Source organism: Lysinibacillus sp. NPDC093688 (assembly GCF_050280145.1).
Classification (GTDB): Bacteria; Bacillota; Bacilli; order Bacillales_A; family Planococcaceae; genus Lysinibacillus; species Lysinibacillus xylanilyticus_B.
The window spans coordinates 1-13881 of record NZ_JBNNUX010000060.1 but is presented as its reverse complement, the minus strand read 5'-3'; the positions used below and the strand labels follow the sequence as shown (position 1 = coordinate 13881).

Here is a 13881-nt window from a genome sequence, read left to right as displayed (position 1 = left end):
GTCACACCCGTTCCCATACCGAACACGGAAGTTAAGCTCTTTAGCGCCGATGGTAGTTGGGGGCTTCCCCCTGTGAGAGTAGGACATCGCTAGGCACCTGAAAAAGTCGAGGATTTATTCCTCGGCTTTTTTGTTTGCAGTTTTTTAGTATGTTAACCCAAACAATATTGCTTCCCGCCAATTAGTAAGCCAAAGGTTGAGAAATGAAGAATCTAATCATAAAAGCCGAAGCTAAGAAACTTTCGATGACGGAGCAAAATATTGAGCGTCAGCTGACGAAGATGCAGGATCTGATAACTTGATAGTTTTGAATAAAGTTTAAAATTAATTCTAATAAAAGAAAAGAAAGTACATTGAACAAAGATTGATCAAAATGCTTTCTTTTCCTGAGTAAACAGTTTATATATTTTTTTGTAGCTCTTATTCAAATGTTATAATTCAATGTATCTAAAAAACGTTGATGGGTTAAATCAGCCTTCATCAAATCCTAAATTAACCGGCTCTAATGGCAAGTTTTCTTGACCAAGCATATTTGTTGATGTAACAGATAAATCTACTTCTTCAAACTTAAATCCATCAGCCCACACTTTACCTGTTCCTGATAATAGAATACCGAAGTGAATAGAAGCACTTTCTTTTGGTACATCTAGTACAATCGAATAGAAGTTCCAGTCCGTTGTACCTTGAATAGGTCTATTATCCATATTATCAAACTGAATCACGTCACCTGTACCATTATCTACGCGACACCAAACTCCACATTTTACAACTTCTTCTGTCTTTACGAAACAAGATAGTTTTATACGTTTTCCTAACCAGTTTTCTGCTGAAAAACTTTGCATCATTGTCCCGAATTGATCTTCACCTACATCTGTTTTGGAAGTCAGTAAACCTGATTTCATGCCCGTATGAAATATTTGTCCATCCGTTTTCATTTCGTAAAAAGTTGGGTGTGAACCACTTAAGATCCAGCCTTTAATTGTCGTTATATCACTCATATTTTTTTCCTCCATCCCTTGAAGTGTTCGCATGATTTTGCGATATTTGCCAGGTGGCATTTTATATAGCTCTTTAAAAGAACGTGTGAATGCTTCTTGTGATTGATAACGTAACTCAAAAGCAATTTGAATGATCGATTCATCTGAATATAATAAATACATTGCTGCTGTTGCCAGTCTTCGTTTTCGAATATATTCACTTATCGTCAATCCAGTTTCTTGTTTGAAAATACGTGATAAATGAAATTTTGAATAGCCAATATGTGATGCATAATCATCTAACTGCCATTCATCTAATAAACACTCTTCTAAAGAATAAATTACATCTTGAGTTACTTTGCTATACATATTGCTCACCTCACTTCCTAATTTTAGAGGATTTATAATTTAATTTTTTGATATTAATTGCTATTTTGCTTCTCTTTCTATAACCGAGTGAATAGTATAAAAATTGATTTTTATTCTAATCCCAAAAGAGGGGGGGCTGTAAAATCAAATTCCTATTTCCGCTAGCATGTTCTAAAAAGCGTTTCAACTTATTGTAGAAACGCCTGTTAATTCAATAAAATTTATATCTTTTAGTCGCTAAAATCATTTTCATAAGGACTAGCGTACAAATCTACATCAAATTCAGCTTCAATGTTTGCAGCAAACTTTATGATGTCTTTACTCAGATATAAAGCAGGGGTATTTCCCTCTTCTATTTTAACGACGATAAAGAATTTACACTCCAAGGTGTAAGTCTCTTTTATTTCATTAAGGATTAACGACTTATTTTGTAGTTTATCTATAATTTGTTGGAGTTGGTTATTTACATCAAGCGAAGCCTGATAACCTGTTCCTAAATCCCAACTTGTCTCTTTTCTATAACAAACAGTAGAACGGTTTGGAATTAAATCACCTTTTTTAAAAGCTTCAGTAGGTGTTACTCCTAACTTTTCCGTTACGTCATCTATTGAAAACTCATCTCCATACAAGCTGAAGCAAACCATTACTTGAGTTTTGTCCAATTTTAATTTTCTCCTCCATATAGTCCCATTTATCATTTTTTATATCATCCTTCTATCCTGCGCCGTTAGTGCAATAAAGAAAAAAGAGCCGCACATGCAACTCAATGATCTTTAATTAATGCCACCGTAAGTTTAAGAAGAACAGTGACGCTTATTAAACAATCGCGCCCGATCGTTGAAAATGATTAAACAGTTCTGTTCCAAACTATAAATCCCATAAACCATCTTTTAATAAACTCCCTACTTATACCTATTTAATATTTCTTCTGGAATATGACAATAATCATTTGGACATCTAGCTAACCTATCTTGATGTTCTTCTGCACTTCTCAAATAGTTTGTAAGAGGTAATACTTCAACAACTATAAGGTCGTGATCATCTCTTTCATCAAGAAACGCCTTCGCCTCTATTAAGTGTTCAGGCTTTTCACTATATATTCCTGTTCTATATTTCTCGCCAACATCCTGTCCTTGTTTGTTCAAACTGTATGGATCAATGATTTCAAATAAATATCCCATTAATTCCCTGATTGTTACAACTGTCGGGTCAAATCCTGTTTTTACACATTCGGCGTACCCATCATAATCACCTTCAAGTGTAAGACTTGTTCCATTAGCTCTTCCTGCTTCTGTAAACTTAACCCCAGGTAAAGTTTTTATAAAAGCTTGTACTCCCCATAAACATCCACCTGCTAAATATACTACTTCCATATTGACTCTCCTCTTCGTTAAAAAAATAAAAAAATTCATTCCAAGTAAATAGGAGGAAAAAATGTAGTTAGTAAGTCTACTACACATTAAAATAATGACAAATTTTATTCTCCACATTATGGACCGATTGTTGAACTAAACTGCGCCGTTAGTTCAATAAAGAAAAAAAGAGCTGCATATGCAACTCAATGATCTTTAATTAACACACCCATTAGTTCAACAATCATATTCAATTGTCTTTCGCTACTGACTCATTTATCAATTTGCAAAGGTAGCCGACTATGTATTCTCTGCTTGTCGTTTCTTCAATATCGTTATTCTCGGCAAGATCGTCTAATCCTTTATTATAGCTTCCCATAGGGGTGTGCCCTCAAATTGTTCATACGGATGTGACATACTACTGTATACCTCTAAAGCTCACTTGTTATTCCATTTCTTTAATCATAACATATTCTCTTGGTGAACTATCCTGCTCCGTATTTCTTCACAATCTTTATAGTGATATTAACATAGATACCTAATAAAAGATTAAGCTTCAAGGAGATACCATAATCATAAAAAATCTAAAAGTTAATTGATTTAATCCCTTTTATTTATCGTTGCTTTTAGAAGGCAGAGAAAACTGACCAATTCGTATTAAGGTTATGAAAAAAAGTGGAGTTACTATCATGCGATAGTAACTCCACACAGCTTGTTAATGAAATTATTTCCAATTAAAACCCTTTTTTGCTAAGAAATCTTTGATATGAGGACGGCGTTGTTCAATTAAGAAATCAGCCATTTGCTTTGTCCAGTTATCAATTTTTCGATTGGATGAGCGATTATTATAGTATGTTTCCATTGTGTCGTTGTAAGTTGGTAAAAGCTCCTCATATTGTTCTGCATTGTATTCATTTTCATGTAATACTGCTGCGACAGGTAAACGAGGTTTTACTTCATTGCGACGTGCAGGAACCCCAATTGTTAAGCCGAATAGTGGGAAAACATAGTCAGGTAGATTGAATAATTCGCTTATTTCCTCTAGCTTATTACGCACTCCTCCGATGTAACAAATTCCATATCCCATTGATTCTGCAGCAACAACAAAGTTTTGCGCGAATAATGATACATCGGCTACTCCAACAAGTACGTTTTCTGCCGAATCAGCCACAATGTCTACACCTTCTAATTTACCTGCTGATTGAAGACGTTTGAAATCTACACAGAAGACAAAGGCGCCACCAGAAGTCTCATATTGACGAGGATTACCAGAGAGCAACCCTAGTTTTTCTTTTTTCTCCTCATCTGTTACCCAAATAACACTATAAGCTTGCACAAAATGTGATGTAGCAGCCATTTGTGCAGTAGCAATTAATTCTTCAATAATTTCCTTTGAAATCGGATTTCCATCATAAATACGAACCGAAGAGTGGTTACGTAATAATTCTTTAACCATCAAAAAAATCCCCTTTACCCTTTTATATATCAAGAGCATATCACGCTTTTTCTTCAAAATCGAATTTTTTCGACGTTGAAATTATTTTTAAATAATTTGCGAATGCATAAAACTTCTCGTAAAACAAAATATTTTGTTAATTATAGATTAAAAATTCTAAATAGTTTAAAATTATCTTGGGCGGTTTATTTGGTTAGATTTCTAATAAATGGATTACTATACCAAAAAGAGTAAACCGGGAATCTAGTTGAACAAAATAAAGTCGGATGGAGGAATAAGGGATGGAAGAAAAGTTGGCGAAAAAGCTTCGTAATGAACAGCTACGGAGCAAGGTAGTAACAGCAGATGAAGCAGCGTCTTGGATTAAGGATGGTATGGTACTTGGGATGAGTGGGTTTACCCGTGCTGGTGACGTTAAAGTAGTACCGCTTGCACTTGTGGAAAAAGCTAAAAAAGAGAACTTCAAGGTAGATGTATATACAGGTGCATCACTCGGTCCAGAAGTCGACCAATACTTAGCAGAAGCTGGCGTTATTCGTAAACGTGGACCTTTCCAAGCAGATGCCGGCATTCGTAATAAAATCAACAGTGGTGAAATCACATTCGTTGATGCACATCTATCACATAATGCAGAGCTAGTACGTCAAGGTATTATCGGTCCCATTGACTTTGCGATTATTGAAGCAGCTGCTATTACAGAAGACGGCTTACTAATTCCTACAACTTCAGTTGGCAACTCTCCGATTTTTGTGCAAGAAGCAGACCAAATAATCATTGAGTTGAACGTAGCGCAGCTTGATGCATTAGAGGGTGTCCATGATATTTTTGTACCAGGACTACAGGGGAAACGTGATCCAATTCCATTGCAAAATGTATCCGATCGACTTGGCACAATTGGTATACCACTAGATTTAGATAAAGTAAAAGGTATTGTGATTTCAGATATTTTAGATGCACCATCAACGATTGTTCCTGCGGATGAAGAAACAGATATAATGGCTAATCATTTATTAAATTTCCTACGCGAAGAAATTAAAGTAGGTCGTTTAACAACAAGCTTAAGACCTATTCAATCGGGTGTAGGCTCAGTAGCGAATGCCGTTTTATTAGGTTTTAAAGATTCTGAGTTTGAGAACTTAGAAGTATATTCAGAAGTGCTGCAAGACGCGGTATTCGAATTAATTGATGCAGGAAAGGTAAATTTCGCGTCTGCCACTTCTATTACCCTGTCCGAGGAAGTAGGCAACAGAGTTTATGGGAATTTTGAGAAATATACAGATAAACTAGTATTACGTCCGCAAGAGATTTCTAACCAACCAGAAATTATTCGCCGACTCGGGTTAATCTCTGTTAATACAGCATTAGAAGTGGATATTTACGGGAATGTGAATTCTACACATGTTTCTGGCACAAAAATGATGAATGGAATCGGCGGCTCTGGAGATTTTGCACGTAATGCGCGATTAGGTATTTTCGTCACAAAATCTTACGCGAAAGGCGGAAATATTTCTAGTATCGTTCCAATGGTGTCGCATGTCGACCATACAGAGCATGATGTAAACGTCATCGTAACTGAGCAGGGGGTGGCAGACTTACGTGGGCTTGCTCCAAAAGAACGGGTGGGACTCATTATCGATAACTGTGCACACCCGGAATACCGTGAGCAATTATGGAAGTATTTTAACGATGCCAATGAAGTAACAGGTGGACATCATACGCCACATGTTCTAGAAAAAGCACTCTCATGGCATGTGAATTACGCAAAAAATGGTACGATGAAGAACCCAGCTTTATCGAAATAAACAATCGAAAAAGCCTTGAAGGACAGTTGATTTGTTCCTTCAAGGCTTCTTGTTGTTTTAAAAACGGCTTCTTCTGGCTCATCATCAAAAGTTGTGGATGACATTTGTAAAAACATATGCCATGTATATTAGTTGATTGGAGTGGAGGCTGGGTGACTCCTTGGGGATCAGCGTCACAGATGAGACCCTGGAGCGAGCAGCGCGAGTGAAGCGGCTCATCGGACGCCCCCAGGAAAGCGCCCAGCCGGAACGGAAATCAACCACACGTTATGGTGATGATCCCTTCTCTTTACAATAATCCAATCCATTTCCAATACGTTGCGGAGAATAGAAGAACTAGGATGTATCCAATGATCGTTAATGGAATACCAGATTTTAAGAAATCCTTTGTTGTAAAGGCTCCTGTACCATAGGCAAGCATATTTTGCGGTGCACTAATAGGTAAGAGGAAGCCAAAGCTAATAACAAATTGTTGCACGATAACGAAACCAACTTGATCGACATTAGCCGTTAATGTTGAGGCTAAAACGATAAACACTGGTATAAGCGCAGACGCTAAGCTTGTTGCACTCGCAAAGCCTAAATGAATAAGAATATTAAATAAAGTGACAAGCGCAATGGTTGCAAGAATTGGCATAGAATCTAAACCGAGTGAACCGAATACTTTATCAGATAACCACGATGCACCTTTCGTATTAAGCAAGACCGTTCCTAGCATAATTCCTACTGCAAAGACGATAATTGTCCCCCAGGGAATATGCGGTTCAACTTGCTTCCACGTATAGACCCCGACTTTGGGCATTAATAAAATAGCGATTGCAATGATTGTGACGGTTGTTGTATCGAATGGGTGGAGTTTGCCCTCAGTAGCCCAGAAAAATAGTAAAACTACAGATGTTATGATTAATCGAATTTCGGGAGCTTTTAATGGGCCAAGTTCCGCAAGCTGTTTTTTGATTACTTCTCGGCCACCTTCGATATTACTTGTTTCAGGCTTAATTAGTGTAATCATAATGAAAAATAGAGCCACTGACATGATGATGGAGAAGGGGGCAGCATAAAGCAACCAAGCACCCCAAGAAATATCCACACCAAATTGTTCTTTAATGAAATTTAAAGCGACCATATTTTGAGCTGCTGCCGTTTTAATACCGATATTCCAAATGGAGACAGCTTGCACAGAGGTAATGACAAGTAAAGCAGCAAGTCGACTATCACGTGGTAAACCAAATGCCGCTACCATTCCAAGTAGTATTGGTACAACTGCGCCTGCACGTGCAGTAGCAGAAGGGACGAAGAATGCGAGTGCAATAGATACTAAAATAGCACCGAAGACAATGGCTTTCGTTTTTGTCCCTACTAGTGAAAGAATCCATAGCGCAAGACGTTTATGTAAATTGGTAATTTGCATGGCTGCCGCTAGGAAAAGAGCTGCGGCTACTAGTGCAACTGCTGAATTACTAAATCCACTTAATGCTAATTTTAATGCATCTGATGTTCCTAGCTCTCTCGTTGGATCTTCCATTGACGGAGCTAATCCTAGTAAAACTGTAACGAGAGCAATAATCATGGCAGAGCTAACGGGATAGGATACTGCTTCTGTAACCCAAAGAATGACCGCGAAAGCTAAAATAGCCAAGGCCCGTTGTCCAGCTACAGGTAAATCGCCGTTGCTCGGTAAAAAAGTTATGATGATTAGTGAAGCGAAGGCTAATGCGATCCAGAGTGGTTTCAAATTACGTTTCGGTTTTGCTTGTTCGGAAGTAGACATACTTTCTCATCCTTTCTAACATTTTCTATAACATCGACTAGTAAAATGCTTTATTAAGAAAGTAAATTGTCTATTTATTGTAAAAAAAGCTAGTGTGTTCAAATGCTCTCTAGTTATAGCGATAATGGGCAGTTACGAGAAAATACGCGGTCATAGAAAAGACAATAATATCCAAAAGATATTAGTTTTTCTTTTTGAATGCAGAAGTAACTTTAGGTTCAGTTCCTAGCATCAATCGTTTAATATTTTCGATATGCAAAATGATGGCTATACCAAAAAGAAATAAGGCTATAATCGTTGGGCCGACCCCAGGAATCCATAAATATGTGGCTGTACAAAAAACGAGATAAAATTCAAGTACACCGACAATTAAAAAGCTCGTCACGAAAGAAAAAATAACAAATAAAATGAGTGCAAATAAGCCAACTTTCCAATCAATCGCAAGTAATATCCCGATAATTGAAGCAGTTCCTTTGCCGCCATTGAAGCCCATATAAAATGGGAAATTATGACCTAGAATGACACCGGCTGCTACGATATAGATAAAGAGCCAAACTTGTACTTCAGTTAATTGTGTTATATCAGCAAGATAGACATGTGCACCGATTATAGCTGCAACACCTTTACCGATATCGATAAGTGCAACTAATATACCGTATTTCCATCCGAGGGAGAGTGTTGCGTTGGAGGCACCTGCATTGCCATATCCAGCCTTTTTTAAATCTACCCCGGATAAAAACTGAGCAACTTTAGAGCCGTGAACACAGCCAATCAAATAACCAACAAGAAGAAAAATGATAACCGCTTTTAACATAAAAGTCCTCCTTTCTAAATAATAAGCTCATCACCAAAAGTTAGGGATGACATCTTTGTATATAAGTTGATTGGAGTGGAGACTGGGCGACTCCTCGGGGGTCAGCGATAGGGGAACGAAGGCTAAAACCATCACATCCTGTGATAACGCCTTCGTGACCAACATCGGTGCTGCTGCCGCTTCGTTAGCACTACGCTTTCGCGCAGAAAACATCTGTTGGCCCGAGACCCTGGAGCGAGCAAGTAGAGGAACGAAGGCTAAAAGCATCACGTCCTGTGATAACGCCTTCGTGACCAACATCCTGTTGCCCCAAGCGGCTCATCGGACGCCCCCAGGAAAGCGCCCAGTCGGAACGTAAATCAACCCCACTTTTTGATGAGAAACTAGTAAACATTAAAATAATGTATGCGTTCGTTTTACGTAAAAAAGCAGACAGAAGTTTCGGAAAAAATAAAATTTTAGTGTTGACAGAGAAAAAGTCTATGTTTATACTTTGTAACAACGATGGAAATTGAATCTCATACTCTTATCAAGAGCGGCGGAGGGATAGGCCCTATGATGCCCGGCAACCAGTAAGTGACGAACTTGCTAAGGTGCTAATTCCTACAGATTCTTACTTGGATCTGGCAGATAAGGGGAGGAAAACTTGCACCCGCAACCCTCTTCTTAGCTGAAGAGGGTTTTTGTTTTCTACTGAAAAAATCCTCCTCATCTCCGGTACCATCGTAAAAAAATAACCATATGGAGGTATACAATGACAAATTTTAAACCAGAAACATTGCTGTTACACGGTGGCCAAGAGCCAGACCCGGTAACAGGATCTCGTACAGTACCAGTATATCGCTCAACGGCATTCGTTTTTAAAGACACTGCTCATGCGCAACGTCTTTTTGCCTTAGAGGAAGCTGGCAATATTTATACACGAATTACAAACCCAACTGTAGATGTTTTTGAAAAACGCGTCGCTTTATTAGAAGGCGGTACAGCAGCGGTAGCACTTTCATCTGGTGCAGCAGCTATTGCATTTTCAATTTTAAATCTTGCAGGGGCAGGTGATGAAATTGTTGCTGGTAGCTCTTTGTACGGAGGTACTTATAATTTATTCGCCAACACACTACCAAACTACGGTATTAAAACAATTTTTGTAGATGAAACAAATCCAGAAAATTTCAAAGCAGCTATTACGGATAAAACAAAAGCAGTGTTCGCTGAAGTTTACGGTAACCCAAGTTTGAAAGTGCTAGACATTGAAGCAGTAGCGAATATAGCACATGAAAACGGCTTGCCATTAATTATTGATAGCACATTTGCTTCACCATATGGCTCTACACCAATTGACTTCGGTGCAGATATCGTTGTTCATTCCGCAACGAAATGGATCGGCGGCCATGGTACAACTTTAGGTGGCGTTGTAGTAGATGCAGGGAAGTTTGATTGGACTCGCGGACGCTTCCCAGGCTTTACGGAGCCAGATGCTTCTTATCACGGTTTGCGTTATGGTATCGATACAGCAGCGGCTGCATTTGCCACAAAACTGCGAGTGCAATTGCTACGCGACTTTGGACCAACATTAAGTGCAGATGCAGCATTTAATTTATTACAAGGTTTAGAAACGCTTCATTTGCGTATTCCTAAACACAATGAAAATGCATTGGCGGTAGCTGAATATTTACGAAACCACCCATCTGTGGAATATGTAAATTACAATGGCTTAGAAGATTTCCCAACTCATGAGTTAGCTAAAAAATATTTGAGAAATGGCTTCGGTTCAGTGCTTACATTTGGCATTAAAGGTGGACGAGAAGCAGGGCGTAAATTGATCGATAGTGTGAAATTATTCTCGCACGTAGCAAATGTAGGGGATGCCAAATCATTAATTATCCATCCAGCATCTACTACACATCAGCAACTATCAGCTGAAGAGCTAATCCAAACTGGCGTAACCGAGTCGCTCATTCGCTTATCCATCGGTTTAGAGGCAGTAGAGGACATTATTGGAGATTTAGAACAAGCTATTGAACAAGTAACAGCTTCACAACAACAAGTAGAAGCCTAATAAAAAAACACATTGGCTAATGTTGTAGCGTTTACGTATTTTCTCATTCGATAGGCCTCATTTGGTAATGCGTAAAACGTTGCTACATCATCCGCTTGCCTCATTTGGTAAGGGTAACTAAAATTCTTCGGAAGTAATACCTAGTAATTTGATAAGTATTATTGACTTGTTTAATTCCTTGTTTTATACTAGGAAATAAGAAAAGCGTTCGACATTTAGTTTTCATAAGTGCTCCCCCACTTTTGAAATATATGAAGCGGAGTAGTTGCTCAGTCAGTAACTACTCTTATCTACCAAAACTGATGATAAAGGAGTGTTTTAAATGGGAAATGTGTATAGTGCGCAAAACATTGCATCTTATCTTATTTATGAGTTAAATGAAGGTCATGTGTTTGTGAACAACATGTCCATTCAAAACATACTTGCGTCAGTTGAGAGTAAATGGCAAGAGATCTTTGGACATTCAGCTTTTAAGGAAATTCTTTATGTCAAAGAGGAAGGCTATACAGTAAAAGAAGTTTTTGAAGCTTATGAAGGCTATGGGGCAAGTCATATTCCTCTACCTGCAACAGAGTATTACTTAAAATACGGCACATTCCAATTAGTTGAACGTACGTATGCAATACCAAATTTTACGCTAGAGGAAATAAGACTAGTGCAACAAGCTTTAATACAATATCGTTATAAATTGCTACCCAAAGCTAGTTAATTATCCCTCATATAATTAGGCTCATTCTCTGCTGCTACAGGGAATGAGCTTTTTAATTAGATGTTGGAAGATATACTAGCATAATTGAAAAAATTTTTATTAATATATTTCAAAAGAACAATTTTTATGAATGTATTTACATACATATATATAATAGAAGAAAGACATTTATTTTTGGCTCATCACCAAAAGTTGCGGATGACAATTTGTTAAAATTTATTCCATATATAAGTTGATTTGCTCATCGGACGCCCCCAGGAAAGTGCCCAGCCGCAACGGAAATCAACCCCACGCTTTAGTGATGATCCTTATTTTTCTATAAAGAATCGTCAATATTTGTTCAATTATTATAGATCAAGTGAAAAATCATATAATAAAAGGAATGAAAACGATTTCTTTTGCACTTCTAGGGTAAACAAATGTCCATCCTAGAAAGATTTTTCTTGTGCAATGTATGTATTTACGTTACAATCTTCATTAAGTTGAATTTTGAATTATTTGAATTTGTGTGTTTCACAGACTGTATCTTCATTCAGAATATTTTTTGTAGTGAACGTGAAACACCATGACTAAATATCTGTCTGAAAACGAAGTGTTAAACACGGCAAACTGACCTGCTTTGTAAAGTCGGCGAACAATTCAAAATCTGTACGAATTAAGCTGAGACGAAATAAATATAATGAAACTGCGGAATGTAAGTTGGAGGGAATAACAGAAATGGCAACTATAAAGGCAGCTATATTAGGATTTGGAACGGTAGGTCAAGGAATTTACCATATATTAAACGAAAAGCGTGAAGAGCTTAAAAATAAATTAGGAATTGAGCTAGAAGTAGCAAAAATTTTAGTTACAGACGCCAGCCGTGAACGTGTACCAGGAACAGCACATTTAATGACAACTAGTATGGATGAAGTGTTAGCAGAGCCAGGTATGCAGGTTGTTTTTGAGGCGATCGTGAATGAGGAGCCAGCATTTACTTACTTAAAGCGCGCTGTTGAACATAAATGTCATGTTATCACAGCTAACAAAGTGATGTTTGCAAAGCGAGGCTTGGAGTTACAGGACCTTGCAAAAGCAAACGGTGTATTTGTAGGCTTAGAGGCAACAACCGCTGGTGGAGTACCAGTTATTAAAACGATGAAAAATATTTTGCTTGTCAATGATGTTAGTCGTATTCAGGGTGTTTTAAATGGGACATCCAACTATATTTTAACGAAAATGCGCTCACAGGGCTGGTCGTTTGAAACTGCTTTAAAAGAGGCGCAAAATTTAGGCTATGCAGAGGCAGATCCATATAATGATATTTCCGGACAGGATGCCTTTAAAAAATTAATGATTTTAAGTGCTTTGGCATTTGGTGAACAACCAGACTGGGCTGACGTCGAGGTAGTTGGCATTGATAGTATTTCGGCAGAGCAAGTCAAAGAAGCGTGCGAAAAAGGCTTGCGTTACCGCCACGTTGCTGAGGTTGAGAAGCTAGCAGATGGGAAAGTGGTCGCAAAGGTTGGTCCGCAATTAGTAGATAAAGAACATCCGCTTTACCCAGTTGATGACGTCAATAATGCTGTGGCATTGGATACAAATTATATTGGCACTTTAACGCTAGTTGGACCTGGAGCAGGTATGTATCCAACAGCTAGTGTAATGGTAGAAGATTATGCCGAGATTATCGGTAAAAGAGCTGGGTTTGTCGTAACAATATAATAGATATGCCTATCATTCAACAATGCTCAACTTGTTTGAATGATAGGCATTTTTTTAATCCTCATCTTTAACATCAATATCCTCTGGAATAGGAGTATTCCGCCAAATTTCAATTTCCTCTTTAATACGATCTAGCTGCTCAAAATAAGTGCTAAACTGCCCGCTATTAATTAGTATTTGGTCCCCATCGTATACTGAACGAATACGGCCCTCATAAACTAGGCGAAGTATTTGATCCTCTGGCATACTAAGGTCGATAGCTGTTTCTTCAATTGTTTTATACATAATTTCGCTCCTTTTGTTGTTTATATTATAACCAAAAGAAAGCTTACTGTGGGTTAATAAATGAAAGGAAAGGGTAAATGGTAATTGTTTACTTTTTGATAAATCTGTATTATTAATGTTAATGGGTCGTGGGGGATATAATTAGCTATTCCCATTTTGCTACTACGAGCATTGCGTTAGTCCAATGTCTTTTTTTCTAATTAATTCGTCTAACAGGTGGGTTATTTGAACAGTTGAATTGTTTAAAATGGATACTATGGTAATGACATTAGAAGGGCGTAAAATGCTTTTGAGGACAAGTCATACAAAGACAATCTTTAGATTAGGAGCATGTAAGACTAATTTATTATATTTATTGATGTTTTGATAATTTACATATGCCCTGTATATAAGTTGATTGGAGTGGAGACTGGGCGACTCCTCGGGGATCAGCGATAGAGGAACGAAGGCTAAATCCATCACATCCTGTGATAACGCCTTCGTGACCAACCTCGTGTTGGCCCGAGACCCTGCAGCGAAGCGAAGCGGCTCATCGGACGCCCCCAGGAAGCTCTGCTCTGCGCGAAAGCGAAGCGTCAGCGGCAAA

General features: G+C 38.0%; 12 protein-coding genes, 1 rRNA gene and 1 riboswitch. Of the genes, 5 read left to right on the top strand and 8 right to left on the bottom strand.

Annotated features, from left to right (window positions below; all coding sequences use genetic code 11):
- A 5S ribosomal RNA gene (gene rrf, locus ACQKN2_RS23915) occupies nucleotides 1-95 on the top strand; the annotation flags it as partial.
- Nucleotides 96-470: 375 nt separating this feature from the next.
- Here rrf and ACQKN2_RS23910 read toward each other — a convergent pair.
- The 4 genes from ACQKN2_RS23910 to chrR all read right to left on the bottom strand — a co-directional run bounded on the left by ACQKN2_RS23910 (nucleotide 471) and on the right by chrR (nucleotide 4154).
- Nucleotides 471-1346 (bottom strand): helix-turn-helix transcriptional regulator, encoded by an 876-nt coding sequence (locus ACQKN2_RS23910; protein ID WP_427417154.1) that lies wholly within the window; start codon nucleotides 1344-1346, stop codon nucleotides 471-473.
- A 230-nt stretch (nucleotides 1347-1576) separates the two neighbouring features.
- Entirely contained in the window at nucleotides 1577-2008 is a 432-nt protein-coding gene (locus tag ACQKN2_RS23905) for a DUF4279 domain-containing protein (RefSeq protein WP_427417153.1), read from the bottom strand.
- A 240-nt stretch (nucleotides 2009-2248) separates the two neighbouring features.
- On the bottom strand, nucleotides 2249-2719 hold the full coding sequence (locus tag ACQKN2_RS23900; RefSeq protein WP_427417152.1) for a peptide-methionine (S)-S-oxide reductase: 471 nt from the start codon (nucleotides 2717-2719) through the stop codon (nucleotides 2249-2251).
- A gap of 703 nt (nucleotides 2720-3422) precedes the next feature.
- Nucleotides 3423-4154 carry a class II chromate reductase ChrR gene (chrR, locus tag ACQKN2_RS23895; RefSeq protein ID WP_427417151.1) on the bottom strand — a complete coding sequence of 244 codons (732 nt, stop codon included), beginning with the start codon at nucleotides 4152-4154 and terminating at the stop codon, nucleotides 3423-3425.
- Between the two features lie 281 nt (nucleotides 4155-4435).
- On the opposite strand from chrR, the gene ACQKN2_RS23890 reads away from it, so the two are divergent.
- On the top strand, nucleotides 4436-5956 hold the full coding sequence (locus ACQKN2_RS23890) for an acetyl-CoA hydrolase/transferase family protein (RefSeq protein WP_427417150.1): 1521 nt from the start codon (nucleotides 4436-4438) through the stop codon (nucleotides 5954-5956).
- A gap of 289 nt (nucleotides 5957-6245) precedes the next feature.
- Here ACQKN2_RS23890 and ACQKN2_RS23885 read toward each other — a convergent pair whose 3' ends face one another.
- On the bottom strand, nucleotides 6246-7727 hold the full coding sequence (locus ACQKN2_RS23885; RefSeq protein ID WP_427417149.1) for a DASS family sodium-coupled anion symporter: 1482 nt from the start codon (nucleotides 7725-7727) through the stop codon (nucleotides 6246-6248).
- 181 nt (nucleotides 7728-7908) lie between these two features.
- Nucleotides 7909-8541 (bottom strand): glycerol-3-phosphate acyltransferase, encoded by a 633-nt coding sequence (locus tag ACQKN2_RS23880; RefSeq protein ID WP_427417148.1) that lies wholly within the window; start codon nucleotides 8539-8541, stop codon nucleotides 7909-7911.
- 523 nt (nucleotides 8542-9064) lie between these two features.
- Nucleotides 9065-9178: riboswitch (SAM riboswitch) on the top strand.
- 117 nt (nucleotides 9179-9295) lie between these two features.
- Here ACQKN2_RS23880 and ACQKN2_RS23875 point away from each other — a divergent pair.
- From ACQKN2_RS23875 to ACQKN2_RS23865, 3 genes are all read left to right on the top strand, one after another.
- Nucleotides 9296-10597 carry an O-acetylhomoserine aminocarboxypropyltransferase/cysteine synthase family protein gene (locus tag ACQKN2_RS23875; RefSeq protein ID WP_427417147.1) on the top strand — a complete coding sequence of 434 codons (1302 nt, stop codon included), beginning with the start codon at nucleotides 9296-9298 and terminating at the stop codon, nucleotides 10595-10597.
- A gap of 322 nt (nucleotides 10598-10919) precedes the next feature.
- Nucleotides 10920-11306, top strand: a complete 387-nt coding sequence (locus tag ACQKN2_RS23870) for a hypothetical protein (RefSeq protein WP_427417146.1) — start codon at nucleotides 10920-10922, stop codon at nucleotides 11304-11306.
- A 717-nt stretch (nucleotides 11307-12023) separates the two neighbouring features.
- Nucleotides 12024-13010 carry a homoserine dehydrogenase gene (locus tag ACQKN2_RS23865; protein WP_427417145.1) on the top strand — a complete coding sequence of 329 codons (987 nt, stop codon included), beginning with the start codon at nucleotides 12024-12026 and terminating at the stop codon, nucleotides 13008-13010.
- Nucleotides 13011-13064: 54 nt separating this feature from the next.
- Here the strand turns inward: ACQKN2_RS23865 and ACQKN2_RS23860 are convergent, their stop codons facing one another.
- Both ACQKN2_RS23860 and ACQKN2_RS23855 read right to left on the bottom strand, forming a co-directional pair.
- Nucleotides 13065-13295, bottom strand: coding sequence for a DNA-binding protein (locus tag ACQKN2_RS23860; protein WP_323650927.1), 231 nt, complete (start codon nucleotides 13293-13295; stop codon nucleotides 13065-13067).
- 300 nt (nucleotides 13296-13595) lie between these two features.
- A partial coding sequence (locus ACQKN2_RS23855; RefSeq protein ID WP_427417144.1) for a hypothetical protein occupies nucleotides 13596-13881 on the bottom strand: 286 nt, incomplete at its 5' end.

Coding starts and splice junctions, on each gene's coding strand:
- chrR (WP_427417151.1), bottom strand. CDS start 4,154: ATGGTTAAAGAATTATTACGTAACCACTCTTCGGTTCGTATTTATGAT.
- ACQKN2_RS23865 (WP_427417145.1), top strand. CDS start 12,024: ATGGCAACTATAAAGGCAGCTATATTAGGATTTGGAACGGTAGGTCAA.
- ACQKN2_RS23860 (WP_323650927.1), bottom strand. CDS start 13,295: ATGTATAAAACAATTGAAGAAACAGCTATCGACCTTAGTATGCCAGAG.
- ACQKN2_RS23890 (WP_427417150.1), top strand. CDS start 4,436: ATGGAAGAAAAGTTGGCGAAAAAGCTTCGTAATGAACAGCTACGGAGC.
- ACQKN2_RS23885 (WP_427417149.1), bottom strand. CDS start 7,727: ATGTCTACTTCCGAACAAGCAAAACCGAAACGTAATTTGAAACCACTC.
- ACQKN2_RS23875 (WP_427417147.1), top strand. CDS start 9,296: ATGACAAATTTTAAACCAGAAACATTGCTGTTACACGGTGGCCAAGAG.
- ACQKN2_RS23900 (WP_427417152.1), bottom strand. CDS start 2,719: ATGGAAGTAGTATATTTAGCAGGTGGATGTTTATGGGGAGTACAAGCT.
- ACQKN2_RS23910 (WP_427417154.1), bottom strand. CDS start 1,346: ATGTATAGCAAAGTAACTCAAGATGTAATTTATTCTTTAGAAGAGTGT.
- ACQKN2_RS23870 (WP_427417146.1), top strand. CDS start 10,920: ATGGGAAATGTGTATAGTGCGCAAAACATTGCATCTTATCTTATTTAT.
- ACQKN2_RS23880 (WP_427417148.1), bottom strand. CDS start 8,541: ATGTTAAAAGCGGTTATCATTTTTCTTCTTGTTGGTTATTTGATTGGC.